15 protein-coding genes and 1 pseudogene are annotated in these 13,477 nt (G+C 68.8%); 15 read left to right on the top strand and 1 reads right to left on the bottom strand.

All coding sequences use genetic code 11. The annotated features are described in order from the left end of the window. Positions 1-18 precede the first annotated feature (18 nt). Positions 19-801: a S1 family peptidase gene (locus AC1DZY_RS04275; RefSeq protein WP_476818834.1), complete on the bottom strand. Its 783-nt coding sequence runs from the start codon at positions 799-801 to the stop codon at positions 19-21. A 71-nt stretch (positions 802-872) separates the two neighbouring features. Between AC1DZY_RS04275 and AC1DZY_RS04270 the strand changes: the two genes are divergently transcribed. The 15 genes and pseudogenes from AC1DZY_RS04270 (at position 873) to ccmI (ending at position 13,462) form a co-directional block, all read left to right on the top strand. Continuing rightward, a complete protein-coding gene (locus AC1DZY_RS04270) occupies positions 873-1,442 on the top strand; it encodes a head-tail connector protein (RefSeq protein WP_476818833.1) in 570 nt (189 codons plus the stop codon). 4 nt (positions 1,443-1,446) lie between these two features. After that, a complete protein-coding gene (locus AC1DZY_RS04265; RefSeq protein WP_476818832.1) occupies positions 1,447-1,791 on the top strand; it encodes a phage head closure protein in 345 nt (114 codons plus the stop codon). After that, positions 1,788-2,198, top strand: coding sequence for a DUF3168 domain-containing protein (locus AC1DZY_RS04260; protein ID WP_476818831.1), 411 nt, complete (start codon positions 1,788-1,790; stop codon positions 2,196-2,198). The genes AC1DZY_RS04265 and AC1DZY_RS04260 overlap by 4 nt, the downstream gene beginning before the upstream one ends. A 23-nt stretch (positions 2,199-2,221) precedes the next feature. Continuing rightward, positions 2,222-2,632: a phage major tail protein, TP901-1 family gene (locus AC1DZY_RS04255; RefSeq protein WP_476818830.1), complete on the top strand. Its 411-nt coding sequence runs from the start codon at positions 2,222-2,224 to the stop codon at positions 2,630-2,632. An 11-nt stretch (positions 2,633-2,643) separates the two neighbouring features. Further along, a complete protein-coding gene (locus AC1DZY_RS04250; protein WP_476818829.1) occupies positions 2,644-3,003 on the top strand; it encodes a gene transfer agent family protein in 360 nt (119 codons plus the stop codon). Between the two features lie 29 nt (positions 3,004-3,032). Further along, positions 3,033-3,200 (top strand): annotated as a pseudogene (locus tag AC1DZY_RS04245) (phage tail assembly chaperone); the annotation flags it as partial. Positions 3,201-3,239: 39 nt separating this feature from the next. Next, complete coding sequence (locus AC1DZY_RS04240; RefSeq protein WP_476818828.1) at positions 3,240-3,842, top strand: phage tail tape measure protein; 603 nt, start codon at positions 3,240-3,242, stop codon at positions 3,840-3,842. 16 nt (positions 3,843-3,858) lie between these two features. Then, positions 3,859-4,500: a phage distal tail protein, Rcc01695 family gene (locus AC1DZY_RS04235; RefSeq protein ID WP_476818827.1), complete on the top strand. Its 642-nt coding sequence runs from the start codon at positions 3,859-3,861 to the stop codon at positions 4,498-4,500. Between the two features lie 12 nt (positions 4,501-4,512). Beyond that, complete coding sequence (locus AC1DZY_RS04230; protein ID WP_476818826.1) at positions 4,513-5,394, top strand: DUF2163 domain-containing protein; 882 nt, start codon at positions 4,513-4,515, stop codon at positions 5,392-5,394. Further along, positions 5,391-5,828 carry an NlpC/P60 family protein gene (locus AC1DZY_RS04225; protein WP_476818825.1) on the top strand — a complete coding sequence of 146 codons (438 nt, stop codon included), beginning with the start codon at positions 5,391-5,393 and terminating at the stop codon, positions 5,826-5,828. The genes AC1DZY_RS04230 and AC1DZY_RS04225 overlap by 4 nt, the downstream gene beginning before the upstream one ends. Next, positions 5,828-9,745, top strand: coding sequence for a baseplate multidomain protein megatron (locus AC1DZY_RS04220; protein ID WP_476818824.1), 3,918 nt, complete (start codon positions 5,828-5,830; stop codon positions 9,743-9,745). Before AC1DZY_RS04225 ends, AC1DZY_RS04220 begins: the two co-directional genes overlap by 1 nt. Positions 9,746-9,805: 60 nt before the next feature. Next, positions 9,806-10,126 carry a PepSY domain-containing protein gene (locus AC1DZY_RS04215; protein WP_476818823.1) on the top strand — a complete coding sequence of 107 codons (321 nt, stop codon included), beginning with the start codon at positions 9,806-9,808 and terminating at the stop codon, positions 10,124-10,126. Positions 10,127-10,224: 98 nt separating this feature from the next. Continuing rightward, the gene (locus tag AC1DZY_RS04210; RefSeq protein WP_476818822.1) at positions 10,225-10,893 is read left to right on the top strand and encodes a response regulator transcription factor; all 669 of its coding nucleotides are present in this window, start codon (positions 10,225-10,227) and stop codon (positions 10,891-10,893) included. A gap of 9 nt (positions 10,894-10,902) precedes the next feature. Beyond that, positions 10,903-12,279, top strand: a complete 1,377-nt coding sequence (locus tag AC1DZY_RS04205) for a sensor histidine kinase (protein ID WP_476818821.1) — start codon at positions 10,903-10,905, stop codon at positions 12,277-12,279. 88 nt (positions 12,280-12,367) lie between these two features. Beyond that, the gene (gene ccmI, locus AC1DZY_RS04200) at positions 12,368-13,462 is read left to right on the top strand and encodes a c-type cytochrome biogenesis protein CcmI (RefSeq protein WP_476818820.1); all 1,095 of its coding nucleotides are present in this window, start codon (positions 12,368-12,370) and stop codon (positions 13,460-13,462) included. Positions 13,463-13,477: the final 15 nt, after the last annotated feature.

The following is a 13,477-nucleotide window of genomic DNA, read 5'->3' as shown; positions in this document are numbered from 1 at the left end:
GCCAGTCCAGTCCTTCGCTCAGCGGCGTATCGTCCATGAGGCGCTCTCGCCCCAGTTCGACAGGGTCGTGTCGATCCAGTTGCGTTGCGGCGCGACGAGAACGCCCTGGCTCAGAAGGCCGCAGCTTTTGCCTGATGGTCCCGTGGACCAGCTTGTGACGGCGACGACGCCGCCATCGTCGAGCGTCATCGGCCCGCCGGAATCGCCCTGGCAGGCGCCAGCGCCCGCCTTCTTGCCACGGCCGGCGGAATCGGCCGCCCAGATCAGGATGCGGCCGGGTCCATAGGGCTCGACCGTGGAAAGCCCGGCCGAGCGGTAGGTACCGGTCGTGCGCGCTTCGCCCTCGCGGCTGACGCCATAGCCGGCGAGCGACACGGGCGAACCGGCGCGTGGCAAGTCGCCGTCGACCAGCGTTGCTGGCGCAAAGCGCGGCGGCAGGGACGTTTGGACACGCAGCAGGACGAGATCGATCGAGCGCTGGCGATTGGCGACCGCGCCGCCGTTGAAGCCGGGATGGATCGCAACGCCAACCGGCGCGATCAGCACGGGTTCGTCGCTGCCGCCTTCCTTCCAGTGCAGCCGGAGATCGACATCGCCTGCGGCGCAATGGGCGGCGGTCAGGACCGTGCGCGAGGACAGCACGATCCCGGTGCAGACGCCGCCCCGGGCATTCAGGACCATCAGCGTCGAGGCGGCCGCCGGGCCGCCCTCGCGCCCGCCGACCACCGCATGCGCCGGCACGGCAGTCATTGCCGCACCGAATGCGACGCACGCCGTAGCCATCCATCGTCCGATGTTCATCAGGCGCTCCTTGTCCGGGAGCGCTGGATAGCGCGTCGGCTCCCTGATTTGAACCCGCAATCGGAGCGACCATGACGCCCCTTGCCCTGACCCCGCCGGCTGCCGAGCCGGTTTCCCTGTCCGAGGCCCGGATCTATCTCCGGCTCGACCAGGCCGACGAGGATACCCTGCTCGCCACGCTGATCACGGCCGCGCGGCTGATGATCGAGGCGGTGTCGGGCCGCATGCTGATCGACCAGTCCTGGCGGATCGTGCTGGATCGCTGGCCCGATGGCGGGGAAATCAGGCTGCCGCTGTCGCCGGTCCGCACACTCTCGGCCGCGCGCGTCTATGACGCCGTTGGAGCGGCGCAGGCGGTGGATGGCGCGGCGCTGCAGCTGGATGTCACCGCCGATCCGCCGGTCGTCAGGGTCACTGGCGTGGTGCCGACGGTCGGTCGGTCGCGGGCCGCGATCGAGATCGATGTCGTCGCCGGCTATGGCGGAAGCGCAGCCAGCGTACCTGCTTTGCTGCGGCAGGCGGTGCTTCTGCTGGCGGCGCGCTGGTTCGAGCAGCGCGGTGACATCGCCGGCCGTGACGCCGCCGTGTTGCCGCCCGAGATCATGGCGCTGGTTGCGCCCTTCCGCCGCGCGAGGCTTTAGCGCCATGGCGGGACACGATCACCGTGAAGGCACAGTCGGCGCGCTGAGGCGTCGGCTCGTACTGGAAGCGCCTGTCGCTACGCCGGACGGGCTCGGCGGCGCGACGGAGAGTTTCCAGACGGTCGCAAGCCTGTGGGGCCAGGTCGAATGGCTTGCCGGCCGCGAGATGTGGCGCATGGGCCGGCCCGAACAGCTCGCCACGCATCGCGTCACGCTGCGCTGGCGGCCAGGCGTCGATGCCGGCCAGCGCTTGCGCGACGGCGCGCGCCTTTTCGATATCCGCGCGGTCGCCGATCCCGATGGCGGGCGGCGCCGGCTCGTCTGCCTCGTCGAGGAGAGCACGCCATGAGCGACGCCATTCTCGCATTGCGCGCCGCGATCCAGGCGCATCTGGCAGGCCATGCCGGGCTGACGGCGGCCATCGGCGCGGAGCGTGTCCATGACGAAGCGCCCCGCGCGATGAGCGGCGTGTACGTCGTTCATGGCGAGGTCGAGGCACAGGACTGGTCGACCGGCAGCGACGATGGCAGCGAGCAGGACGTTACGCTGATCGTCTGGGCCGGCCAGAGCAGCTCGTCGCGACAGGCGCTCGAGGCGGCCGCCATCATCGTGACGGCGTTGCATGACGCGGCGCTGACGCTCGTCGGGCACCGGCTGATCAACCTGCGCTGGCGTTCGAGCCGGCTGGCGCGCGACGCCCGAACCGGGCTCGGCTTCGTCTCGATCCGCCTGCGCGCCGTCACCGAGACGCTCTGAATTCAACGCAAAAGGAGAAGCCGATGTCGGCACAGAAGGGCAAGGATCTGCTGCTCAAGGCGGCGGACGGCGGCGGCGATTTCGTCACCGTCGCGGGCTTACGCGCCCGCCAGATCGCGTTCAACGCCGAGGCGGTCGACGTGACCCATGCGGAATCGGCCGGGCGCTGGCGCGAATTGCTGGCCGGGGCGGGCGTCAGGCGCGCCAGCATCAGCGGCGCGGGCATCTTCAAGGACGAGGCTTCGGACGCGCTGGTGCGCCAGATCTTCTTCGATGGCGCGATCCGCGACTGGCAGGTGATCGTGCCCGATTTCGGCACGATCGCAGGACCGTTCCAGCTCTCCAGCCTGGAATATCGCGGCGACCATGCGGCCGAGGTGACATTCGATCTATCGCTCGAATCGGCCGGGCTGCTCACCTTCACGCTGCTTTGAGGAGGCGGGACATGGTCAACCGCTACCGGGGCGAGACACCCCTGCTCGTCGACGGCGAGACCTTGCCGATGCGCCTGACGCTGGGCGCGCTCGCCGAACTGGAGGACGCCTTCCGCGTCGACAGCCTGCCGGCCTTGGGCGAGCGCTTCGCGACGGGACGGCTTTCGGCCCGCGACGTTACCCGTATCCTGGCGGCGGGCTTGCGCGGCGCAGGCAGCAGCGTCGCCGACGATCAGGTCGCCGGGCTCGCTTTCGACGGTGGCCTCAACGGCGCGATCGCAGCCGCGATCCGGCTGCTCGACGCGACCTTCGGCGAGCCCGCCGGGAGCGAGGCCAGGCAGCCGGACCCTCTGACGCCGCCGTCCGCGTAAGGCCGGCGGCGGCTCCCTTTCCCTGGCGCGAGATCATGAGCTTTTGCCTCGGGCGGCTGGCCTGGACGCCGGAGACGTTCTGGACTGCGACGCCGCGCGAGATCGCCGCCGCGCTGCAGGTGCATCAGCGTCCACGATCACAGGCGACCGAACGCGCGGCGCTCGACGCGCTGATCGCGGCGCATCCCGATCGGTGAAGCGCCCCAACCTCCGATCCCGAAAAGGTTCGAAATATCATGAGCGATGACGAACTGGTTTCCCCGTCGCGCCTCTCCGACCTGCGTTCGTTGAACTCCCTGACTCAATCTCTGAGCAAGGCTTCGGAAAGCTTTGGCAAATCGATCACAAACGCTTTCGCCAAGGGCATCGTCGAAGGCAAGCGCTTCGAGGACGTGTTGCGCAGCGTCGGCAAATCGATGACCGAGAGCCTGCTCAAGAGCGCGCTCAAACCGCTCCAGTCCGGGATTTCGAGCCTGCTCGGCAGCGGCGTCAAAAGCCTGAGCGGGCTCTTGAGCGGCGGCCTCGGCGGGAGCCTGGGCGGTGGCGCGGCGAATATCCCTGTCGCGCCCTTCGCCGATGGCGGCGTCGTGGCTTCGCCCTCCTATTTCCCGCTCGGACGTGGCCTTGGATTGATGGGTGAGAGCGGGGCCGAGGCGATCATGCCGCTGGCGCGCGGGCCGGACGGGAAGCTCGGCATCCGTGGTGGGGGGACGGGCGGGCGACCGCTCAGCGTCACTGTGCAGGTCTCGACGCCCGACGCCGACAGCTTCCGCCGTTCGGAGGCGCAGGTCTCGGCGGCCATCGCCCGCGCGGTCGCGCGCGGCAGCCGCGCGTTGTGATGACGGGAGCTTCTCGATGAGCGATTTCCACGACATCCGCTTTCCGCTCGACATCGCGCGCGGCGCGCGCGGCGGCCCCGAGCGCCTGACCCAGATCGTCGCGCTGGCCTCTGGCCGCGAGGTCCGCAACAGCCGCTGGGCGCATTCGCGCCGGCGCTACGACGCCGGCTTCGGCATCCGCACGCTCGATGCGCTCGCAGAGGTCGTCGCCTTCTTCGAGGAGCGGCGCGGGCGGCTCCATGGCTTCCGCTGGCGCGACCAACTCGACTGGAAGAGCTGCCCGCCCTCGCAGACGCCATCGCCGACCGACCAGACGATCGGCATCGGCGACGGCACGACGCGCAGCTTCCAGCTCAGCAAGGACTATGGCTCCGGGATCGCCGACTATCGCCGGCCGATTACCCGACCCTGGGCCGGCGAGGTGCTCGTCGCGGTCGACGGCGTGACGCAGCCGCAGCCGGGCAACGTCGCCTGCGATGCCTCGACCGGCGTCGTCACCTTCGCGCTCGCCCACACGCCCGCAGCCGGCGCGGCGGTGACGGCCGGCTTCCTCTTCGACGTGCCGGTGCGCTTCGACATCGACGCGATCGAGGTCGACCTCTCGGCGTTCGAGGCCGGCGAAATTCCGAAGATCCCGATCATCGAGATCATGGCCTGAGGGCACATCATCATGCGCGACATTCCCGCCGGCCTAGCAGCCCATCTCCAGCAGGGCGCAACACGGCTCTGCCGCTGCTGGAGCCTGACGCGGCGCGACGGCCTCGTGCTCGGCTTCACCGATAATGACAGGTCGATCTCTTTCGACGGTGTGACCTTCGCCGCGACGACTGCGCTGGAGGCAGCCGAGACCACGTCTGAACTCGGCTTCGCCATCGGCGGCGGCGAGGTCTCGGGCGCGTTTGCGGCGGTCGGGCTGAACGAAGCCGATCTCGCGCGCGGGCTCTATGACGATGCGCGGGTTTCGGTCTGGCTGGTGAACTGGAGCGATGTCGGCCAGCGCATGCTGCTCGATAGCGGCTTCGTCGGCGAGATCCGGCGGGACGATCTCGGCTTCACCGCCGAGGTGAGGGGCCCGGCCAAGGCTTTCGACGAGGAGCGCGGCCGGCTCTATACGCGCTCTTGCGCGGCCGATCTCGGCGATGCGCGCTGTGGTGTGGTTTTGGTCCCGGTCGAGGCCGAAGTGGCGACCAGCGACGGCCGCATCGGTCTGACGACATCGGGGCTGTCAGCCTTTGCCGACGGTCATTTCACCGGCGGCCGGCTGACCTTCACCAGCGGTGCGAATACGAGCTTCGTCACCGAGATCAAGCGCCACTCCGCCCGCGATGGTCTCGTCGCGCTCCAGCTCTGGCAGCCGCCATCAGTGCCGATCGCTCCCGGCGACGCCTTCACAGTGACGGCCGGTTGCGACAAGAGCTTCGCGACCTGTCGCGGCAAGTTCGCAAATGGCATCAACTTTCGCGGCTTCCCGCATATCCCCGGCAACGACTTCATCATCGGCGGCGTCAGGCCCGGCGATGGCGGGCTCGATGGCGGAAGCCTTTTCCGATGAGCGTTGCGCGTGCACGGGTCGTGGCCGCCGCGCGGCTCTGGCTCGGCACGCCCTATCATCATCAAGCCTCGCTGCGTGGCGTCGGCTGCGATTGTCTCGGGCTGGTGCGGGGCGTCTGGCGCGAGCTTTACGGGCCAGAGCCTGAAGCGCTGCCACCCTATTCGCCCGCCTGGGCCGAAAGCCTGCGCGAGGATGCGCTGGCCGAGGCCGGGTTGCGCCATCTGCAGCCGCGCCCTTGCGGCGAGGAACAGCCGGGCGACGTCCTGCTGTTCCGCTGGCGGGCGCATCTGCCGGCCAAGCACTGCGCCATCCTGAGCGGGCCGGGCGCGATCATCCACGCCCATGATGGCGCTGCGGTCAGCGAAGTCGCCTTCGCGCCGTGGTGGCGGCGTCATCTCAGCCACGTCTTTTCATTCCCGGAGATGTCCGACTGATGGCAACGCTTCTTCTCCAGGTCGCAGGTCGGGCGCTCGGCACGGCGCTGGGCGGGCCGATCGGCGGCATCATCGGCCAGGCCATCGGCGGGATTGCCGGCGCGCAGATCGATACTGCCTTGCTGAACAGCGGCGGTGGCAACCGCGTCGTCGAGGGGCCGCGCCTGAAGGAGATCGGTGGTCTCGCCTCGACGGAAGGCGCGGCGATTCCGCGCGTCTATGGCCGCGCGCGGCTCGGCGGCCAACTGATCTGGGCGACGCGCTTCGAGGAGGAGATCAAGGTCAGCGTCACCCGCTCAAAGAGCGGCGGCAAGGGCGGCAAGTCGCAGAAGACCTATGAGACGACCTACAACTACTACGCCAATCTCGCCATCGGGCTGAGCGAGGGCGCGATCGCCTTCGTCCGGCGGATCTGGGCCGATGGGCGCGAACTCGATGTCACGACCGTGCAGATGCGTGTCCATCCCGGTCATGAGAATCAGGAGCCCGACCCGCTGATCGCGGCCAAGGAGTCCGGCGATGCGCCGGCCTATCGCGGGCTTGCCTATGTCGTGTTCGAGCGCTTTGCGCTGGCGGATTACGGCAACCGCGTCCCGCAATTTTCCTTCGAGGTCGTGCGTGCGGTCGATGGCCTGCCCGCCATGCTGCGCGCGGCGGCGCTGACGCCAGGCGCCGGCGAGTTCGTCTATGAGGCGCGCGCGGTCAGCCATGAGCCCGAGCCCGGCGTGACCGAAAGCCTGTCACGCCATCAGCTTTATGGCGGCGCCGATGTCGACACGGCGCTCGGTCACCTCGTCGCGCTCTGCCCGAATCTGCGGCGCGTCTCGCTCGTCGTGGCGTGGTTCGGCGATGATCTGCGGGCCGGCTCCTGCACGGTCGCACCGCGCGTCGAGATTCCGCACAAGCCGACGATCGGCGCGGACTGGGCGGCTGCCGGCCTGACACGCGCCACCGCCAGGGTCGTCAGCGAGGCCGATGGCCGCCCGGCCTTCGGTGGCACACCATCGGATGAAAGCGTCGTCGCGCTGATCCGCAGCCTGCGCGAACACTATGGGCTGGAGGTCGTGCTCTATCCCTTCCTGCTGATGGATATTCCTGCGGGCAATGCTTTGCCCGACCCGCATTCGGGTGCGACCGGCCAGCCGCGCTATCCCTGGCGCGGCCGCATCACCAGCGATCCGGCTCCCGGCTTGCCTGGAGGCGTCGATGGCACGGCCTCGGCCAGTGCGCAGGTCGGGACGTTTCTGGGCACCGTCGGGCCGGCCGATGTCTCCATCGCCGGCGAACAGGTGCTCTGCGCCACGCCCGACGAATGGAGCTATCGCAGGATGGTGATGCATTACGCCAGGCTGGCCGAGATCGCCGGCGGCGTCGCCGGCTTCATCCTTGGCTCCGAGATGATCGGCCTGACGCATCTGCGCGGCGATATCGGCTATCCGATGGTCGACGGGCTGGTGGCGCTGGCTGATGATGTCAGGATGGTGCTGCCCGACGCGAAGCTCACCTATGCGGCGGACTGGACCGAATACGGCGCCGATGTCCGGGGCGGCGGGGCCGATGTCGATTTCCCGCTCGACCCGCTTTGGGCGTCGCCGGCGATCGATGCGATCGGGATCGATTTCTATCCGCCGCTTTCCGACTGGCGCGATTCCAGCGACCATGCCGACGCCGCCATCGCGCGCGGGCCCAGCGATCCCGGCTATCTGCGCACGCGCCTGGACTCGGGCGAGGCGCATGACTGGTACTATGCCGACGCGGCCGGCCGGACCGCGCAGACACGGCTGCCGATCAGCGACGGCGCCTATGGCAAGCCCTGGGTCTTCCGGCCCAAGGATCTGACGGGCTGGTGGAGCAACCCGCATGTCCGGCGCAGCGGCGGAGTCGAGACGACCGCAACCGCTTTCGTGCCCGGCGGAAAGCCAATCTGGCTGACCGAGATCGGCGTGCCGGCGGTCGACAAGGGCGCCAATGCGCCCAACGTCTTTCCCGACGCGCGCTCTTCGGAGGGCGGCTACCCGTATTTCTCCAGCGGCGCGCGCGACGATCTGGTCCAGGCGCGCGGGCTCGAGGCCATCATCTCGGGCTTCGATCCGGCACGGGCCGGCTTCGAGGCGGCGCGCAACCCGGTCCATCCGGAGACCGGCATCCGCATGGTCGACCCCAACCACATCTTCGCCTGGAGTTGGGATGCACGGCCCTTTCCGGCGTTCCCTGATCTCGCTGGAATCTGGGCCGATGGCGCGAATTTCGAAACCGGCCACTGGCTCAACGGACGCATCGAAGGCGCTCCGGTCGATCGTCTCGTCAGCGCGATCCTGGGTGATTTCGGCTTGCCCGCCGCGAATGACCTCGTCATCGACGGTTTCGTCGATGGCTATGTGATTGAGCGCCCGATGTCGGCGCGGCAGGCGCTGGAGCCTCTGGCGCAGGCCTTCGGCTTCGACGCGACGATGAGTGCGGGGCGGCTCGCCTTTCGCGGTCGCGGCGGCAAGGTCGCGCGCTCGCTTGGTCCAGACGACCTGCTGCTCGATCGCGACGGACGCCCTTTCGATCTGCGCCGCGCCCAGGAGACCGAACTGCCGCGCGAGTTGCGGCTCTCCTTCAGCGATGGCGAAAGCGACTACCGCAACGCCGCCGCGGGTTCGCGCCGGCTCGCGGGCGCTGCCCGTCGTGAAAACGCGGTCGAGACCGCGATCGTGACGCGCCCGGCCGAAGCGCAGCGCCTGGCCGATCAGCGCCTGCAGGAGGTCTGGGCCGGCCGCGAGACCATCGAACTCGATCTGTCGCCGCGCTGCCTCGATCTCGAACCCGGCGATGTTGTGTCGCTGCCGGTCGACGGGCAGGATCGCCTGTTCCGGCTGACCCGGATCAGCGACGGGCCGAGCCGCAAGGCGAGCGGCCGTGCGGTTGAGCCGGCGGTCTACACGAGCACAGGTTCGCTCGGCCAGCCTCGCCCGCCGCGCGCCGCGCCTCCCTTGCCCGGACGCCCATTGGTGGTGCCGCTCGTTCTGCCGATCGTGCGCACGCAACCGCCGCCGCTGCTGTCGCTGGCGGGCTTCGCTTCGCCATGGCCCGGCGCGCTGGCGATCTGGCGCGCCGACGATGCCGGGCAGTACGAGCTGTTCAGGCTGATCGAGGCGCCCTCGATCGTCGGCGAAACGCTGACGGTCCTTCCGCCGGGCCCGCTCTGGCGTACCGATGCCCGCGCCATCCTCGACGTGAAGCTGCGCGGCGGCGTCCTGGCCTCGGTCCCGCCGGAGGCTGCACTGGCGGGAGCCAATGCACTTGCGCTGATCGACGCCGCCGGCGAAGTCGAGATCGTCAGCGCCGCGCGCGTCGAGCTGGTCGGCCCCCGGACCTTCCGCCTGTCGGGCATGGTACGCGGCATCGGCGGATCGGAGCCTGCCGCTACACGCAGTCTGGCCTCCGGGTCGCGGATCGTGGTGCTGGATGGCGCTGCCGTCACGCTGACGAGCGACCTGTCGGACCTCGGCTTGAGCCGCCGCTACCGGATCGGGCCGGCGCAGCGCGATGTCGGCGACCCGTCAATGGTCGAGCAGGTGCTGGCGGCAGGGAACGCGGCGCTGATCCCGCTTTCGCCGGTCGGGCCGCGCGCTTGGCGCGCGGGCGCGGAGATCCGGCTCGAATGGATCAGGCGGACGCGGATCGACGGCGATTCCTGGGACATCGTCGAAGTGCCCATCGGTGAGGAGAACGAACGCTATGAGCTCACCATCCTCGATGGCGACACGCCTGTCCGGACGCTGTCGACGACGCTGCCCGGCTGGAGCTATCCTGCGGTGCTCGAACTCGCCGATTTTGGATCGCCCCGGAGCGAGATCTCGCTTGCCATCGCGCAGCTCAGCACGGTCGCCGGACGCGGGCATGAATGGCGTGGACGCGTGCCGGTGCGCTGACATACTCTGCCCGCACACGCATCGGTATTCATGGCGCGTTCAGTCGCCCGGGATTAGCGCATGTCGATGATGCCCGTCGAACCTATCTTTGCCCTGGCCTTGCTGGCCACTCCGCTCCCGATCGTCATGATCGACGATCCGACGCCGATCTCCTGCCTCACGGCCGAGGAGATGCGCGAAGCTGTGAGCGACGGCCGCGTCATCCAGCCGGCCCAGGCCTCGCGCCATGCCCGCACGGCAGCGCCCGGCGAGGTCTTGCGGATCAGGCTTTGCCGGCAGGGCGAAGAATATGTCTATGTGGTGACGACCCTTAAGCGCGACGGGCGAGTCGCTCGTGTCACGCTCGAAGGTCAGTCCGGTAAGGTCGCGACCATACGCTGAGCCCTGCCAGGCTGCGGCACGGCATCGTCAACAGGCAGGCCGTCCCAACAGGCAGACAGTCTGAACAGGCAGAATGTCCCAACAGGAGTGACCCGACCGTGAGACTGCTCGTCGTCGAGGACGACAAGGACCTCAACCGCCAGATCGTCACCGCGCTGGAGAATGCCGGCTATGCCGTCGACAAGGCGTTCGACGGCGAGGAAGGGCTCTATCTCGGCGAGACCGAGCCCTATGACGCGGTCATTCTCGATCTCGGTTTGCCGAAGGTCGACGGCGTCGCCGTGCTGCAGGGCTGGCGACGCGCCGGCAAGATCATGCCCGTGCTGATCCTGACCGCGCGCGATCGCTGGAGCGACAAGGTCTCCGGCTTCGACGCCGGCGCCGACGATTATGTCGTGAAGCCTTTCCATATCGAAGAGCTGCTGGCGCGCGTCCGCGCCTTGCTGCGACGCGCGGCGGGGCATGCGACCTCCGAGCTGATCTGCGGACCCGTCCGGCTCGACACCCGCGCCAGCCGCGTCGTCGTGGACGGCAACCCGGTAAAGCTGACGTCGCATGAATACCGGCTGCTCGCCTATCTCATGCACCATCAGGGCCGGGTCGTGTCGCGGACGGAGCTGGTCGAGCATCTCTATGATCAGGATTTCGACCGTGATTCCAACACGATCGAAGTCTTCGTCGGCCGTCTTCGCAAGAAGCTCGGTGTCGATGTCATCGAAACCGTCCGGGGCCTCGGCTACATCGCCGCCGCGCCCGAAAAGGCCTGATCCGGCGCGATGCCATTCAGCTCGCACCGCTATTCGCTCGGCGCGCGGCTGTTCGTTTCGGCGGCGCTCTGCTGTGCGCTGGTGCTCATGCTGGCGGGCTTCGGCCTGACGACCTTCTACCGGCGCTCGGCCGAGCGCGGCTTCGACGAGCGCCTCAGCGTCTACATCAAGGAACTGGTCGCCGATCTCGCCGCCCCCCCGGAGGCCGAACGCCAGGCGATCGGCGATCTCGGCGAGCCGCGCTTCGACCTGCCTCTGTCGGGCTGGTACTGGCAGATCATCCGGCTCGACGGCGATCGGCCGACGGTCAGGACTTCGCGCTCGCTGGTCGGCGGCCAGCTTCCCAAGCTGCTCGACCAGCAACTGCCGCCCAATGCGCGCGGGCTGCGCGAGAACTACATCTCCGGTCCTGACGAGCGCTCGCTGCGCATTCTCGAACGCGAGATCGATGTCGGCGAAGACGGACAGTTCACGGTGGCGGTCGCGGCGCCGACCGACGAGATCGATGGCGACATCCGCGATTTCCGCTTTACGCTGACCATGACGTTTCTTCTGCTCGGTCTGGCGCTCGTCGCCTCGACCATCGTTCAGGTCCGTTTCGGGTTGCGGCCGCTCGTCAGGCTGGGCTCGGCGGTTGGCGCGGTCCGGACTGGCGACGCGCCGCGTATCGCCGGGCGCTACCCGCCCGATCTCGCCCCGCTCGCTGGCGAACTCAACCAGCTCATCGACGCCAACCGCGAGATTCTCGAACGCGCCCGTACGCAGGTCGGCAATCTCGCCCACGCCCTCAAGACGCCGCTCAGCATCATGCAGAACGAGGCGGAGGCGGGCGAGGGCGCATTGCCGCAGCTGGTCAAGACGCAAGCGGCGATCATGCGCGACCAGGTGCAGTACTATCTCGACCGGGCGCGGGCGGCGGCATTGTCTGGTGCGCTCGGCGGCGTCTCGGAGGTCGCACCCTCGCTCGACGCGCTGATCCGCACCTTCGCCAAGATATCGCAGGGGCGCGGCATCACTGGCTCCCACAACATCCCAGCCGGTGCGCGTTTCCGCGGCGAGCGCCAGGATTTCGAGGAGATGCTTGGCAACCTGCTCGACAACGCCTTCAAATGGGCCGAATCCACTGTCGAGGTCAGCCTTGCTCCTCCCGACAATGCCGGCGCGGGGCGGATTGCGCTGCTCATCGACGACGACGGGCCGGGTCTCCCCGATGATGCCAAGACCGATGTGCTGAAACGTGGCCGCAGGCTCGACGAGACGACACCCGGCTCGGGGCTAGGTCTTTCGATCGTCGTCGACATGGCCAAGCTCTATGGCGGCGAACTCTCGCTGGAGACCTCGCCGCTCGGCGGCCTGCGGGCGCGCCTCGTCCTGCCTTCGGTCTGAGGTCGCCATTGCCGATGACGTGCCCGCGTGACCCTTTGTCGCCATCTTCGCACATGAAGCGAAGCCCGCGATTGGCTATGAACGCGTCATGCTGATCTGGATCATCTTCGCGGCCATGACGGGAGCGGCGGTCTTCGCGCTGCTCTGGCCGCTGGGGCAGGGCAACGCCGGTTCCTTTGCTGATACCGCGGACGCCGCGAGCCTCTATCGCGCGCAGCTCGGCGAAATCGAGCGTGATGTCGGCCGCTCGCTGATCGGCCCCGCCGAGGCGGACGCCGCACGCGCCGAGGCCGCCAGAAGGCTGCTGCGCTCGGCTGGCGATACGGTGGGGCCGGCCGGCGAAACCGAATCCTCCCTGCGCCGTCGTCGTGCCAGCTCTGCGCTGGCATTGTCCTGCGTGCCGCTGCTCGCCTTGCTCGTCTATGGCGCCTATGGCTCTCCCGACAGTCCAGACCAGCCTTTGTCGGCGCGTCTGCAAGGCGATCCCTCCCAGCAGGACTTCGCCGTTTCGCTGGCGCGGATCGAGACGCATCTTGCCGCCAACCCAGGCGATGGTCGCGGCTGGTCCGTGCTCGCTCCGATCTACCTGCGGCAGGAGCGCTATGACGAGGCGGTGCGCGCCTTTTCGGCCGCGATCCGCAACGGCGAGAACGGCGCGGATATGCAGGCCGGCCTTGGCGAGGCGCAGATCCTCGCTGCCGGCGGCGTCGTAACGGCTGCTGCCCGCGAAAGCCTGGCCGAGGCGGTCAGGCGTGATCCGAAGAGCGCCCGCGCCCGCTTCTTCCTGGCCATGGCCAGCGAGCAGGATGGCGATGTGGCGGGCGCGATGGCGGGCTTGCGCGCGCTGTTGGCGGATGCGCCGGCTGGCGCGGGTTGGGCCGAGGGTGTGCGTCAGCGGCTGGCGCAGCTTGAAGCCGGGAGCACGATCGCCGCGCTGCCGTCCGCCGACCAGCAGGCCGCGATCCGCGGCATGGTCGAGGGTTTGGCGCAGCGCCTGAAGGAAACCGGCGGCAGCGTGGCGGAATGGACGCGCCTGATCCGCTCGCAGGCCGTGCTTGGCGACACGCCCGCCGCGCGCGAGGCTGTTGCCACGGCGAGACAGCGCCTCTCGCAGGATGTTGCCGCGCTTGCCGAGATCGATGCGCTGGCGGGCGAACTCGGCCTGAAGGAAACGGCGCCATGACGACGGCCGATCCTG

The sequence above is a fragment of the Allobosea sp. P2_A10 genome (assembly GCF_056405115.1).
Note: the sequence above shows the minus strand (reverse complement) of the source record. Positions and strands in the feature narration are given on the sequence as shown.

Excerpts from the sequence above, each read along its gene's own strand:
- AC1DZY_RS04235 (WP_476818827.1), top strand. The coding sequence starts at position 3,859 with ATGAGCGATTTCCACGACATCCGCTTTCCGCTCGACATCGCGCGCGGC.
- AC1DZY_RS04265 (WP_476818832.1), top strand. The coding sequence starts at position 1,447 with ATGGCGGGACACGATCACCGTGAAGGCACAGTCGGCGCGCTGAGGCGT.
- AC1DZY_RS04220 (WP_476818824.1), top strand. The coding sequence starts at position 5,828 with ATGGCAACGCTTCTTCTCCAGGTCGCAGGTCGGGCGCTCGGCACGGCG.
- ccmI (WP_476818820.1), top strand. The coding sequence starts at position 12,368 with ATGCTGATCTGGATCATCTTCGCGGCCATGACGGGAGCGGCGGTCTTC.
- AC1DZY_RS04230 (WP_476818826.1), top strand. The coding sequence starts at position 4,513 with ATGCGCGACATTCCCGCCGGCCTAGCAGCCCATCTCCAGCAGGGCGCA.
- AC1DZY_RS04275 (WP_476818834.1), bottom strand. The coding sequence starts at position 801 with ATGAACATCGGACGATGGATGGCTACGGCGTGCGTCGCATTCGGTGCG.
- AC1DZY_RS04250 (WP_476818829.1), top strand. The coding sequence starts at position 2,644 with ATGGTCAACCGCTACCGGGGCGAGACACCCCTGCTCGTCGACGGCGAG.
- AC1DZY_RS04260 (WP_476818831.1), top strand. The coding sequence starts at position 1,788 with ATGAGCGACGCCATTCTCGCATTGCGCGCCGCGATCCAGGCGCATCTG.
- AC1DZY_RS04240 (WP_476818828.1), top strand. The coding sequence starts at position 3,240 with ATGAGCGATGACGAACTGGTTTCCCCGTCGCGCCTCTCCGACCTGCGT.
- AC1DZY_RS04225 (WP_476818825.1), top strand. The coding sequence starts at position 5,391 with ATGAGCGTTGCGCGTGCACGGGTCGTGGCCGCCGCGCGGCTCTGGCTC.
- AC1DZY_RS04255 (WP_476818830.1), top strand. The coding sequence starts at position 2,222 with ATGTCGGCACAGAAGGGCAAGGATCTGCTGCTCAAGGCGGCGGACGGC.
- AC1DZY_RS04270 (WP_476818833.1), top strand. The coding sequence starts at position 873 with ATGACGCCCCTTGCCCTGACCCCGCCGGCTGCCGAGCCGGTTTCCCTG.
- AC1DZY_RS04205 (WP_476818821.1), top strand. The coding sequence starts at position 10,903 with ATGCCATTCAGCTCGCACCGCTATTCGCTCGGCGCGCGGCTGTTCGTT.
- AC1DZY_RS04215 (WP_476818823.1), top strand. The coding sequence starts at position 9,806 with ATGTCGATGATGCCCGTCGAACCTATCTTTGCCCTGGCCTTGCTGGCC.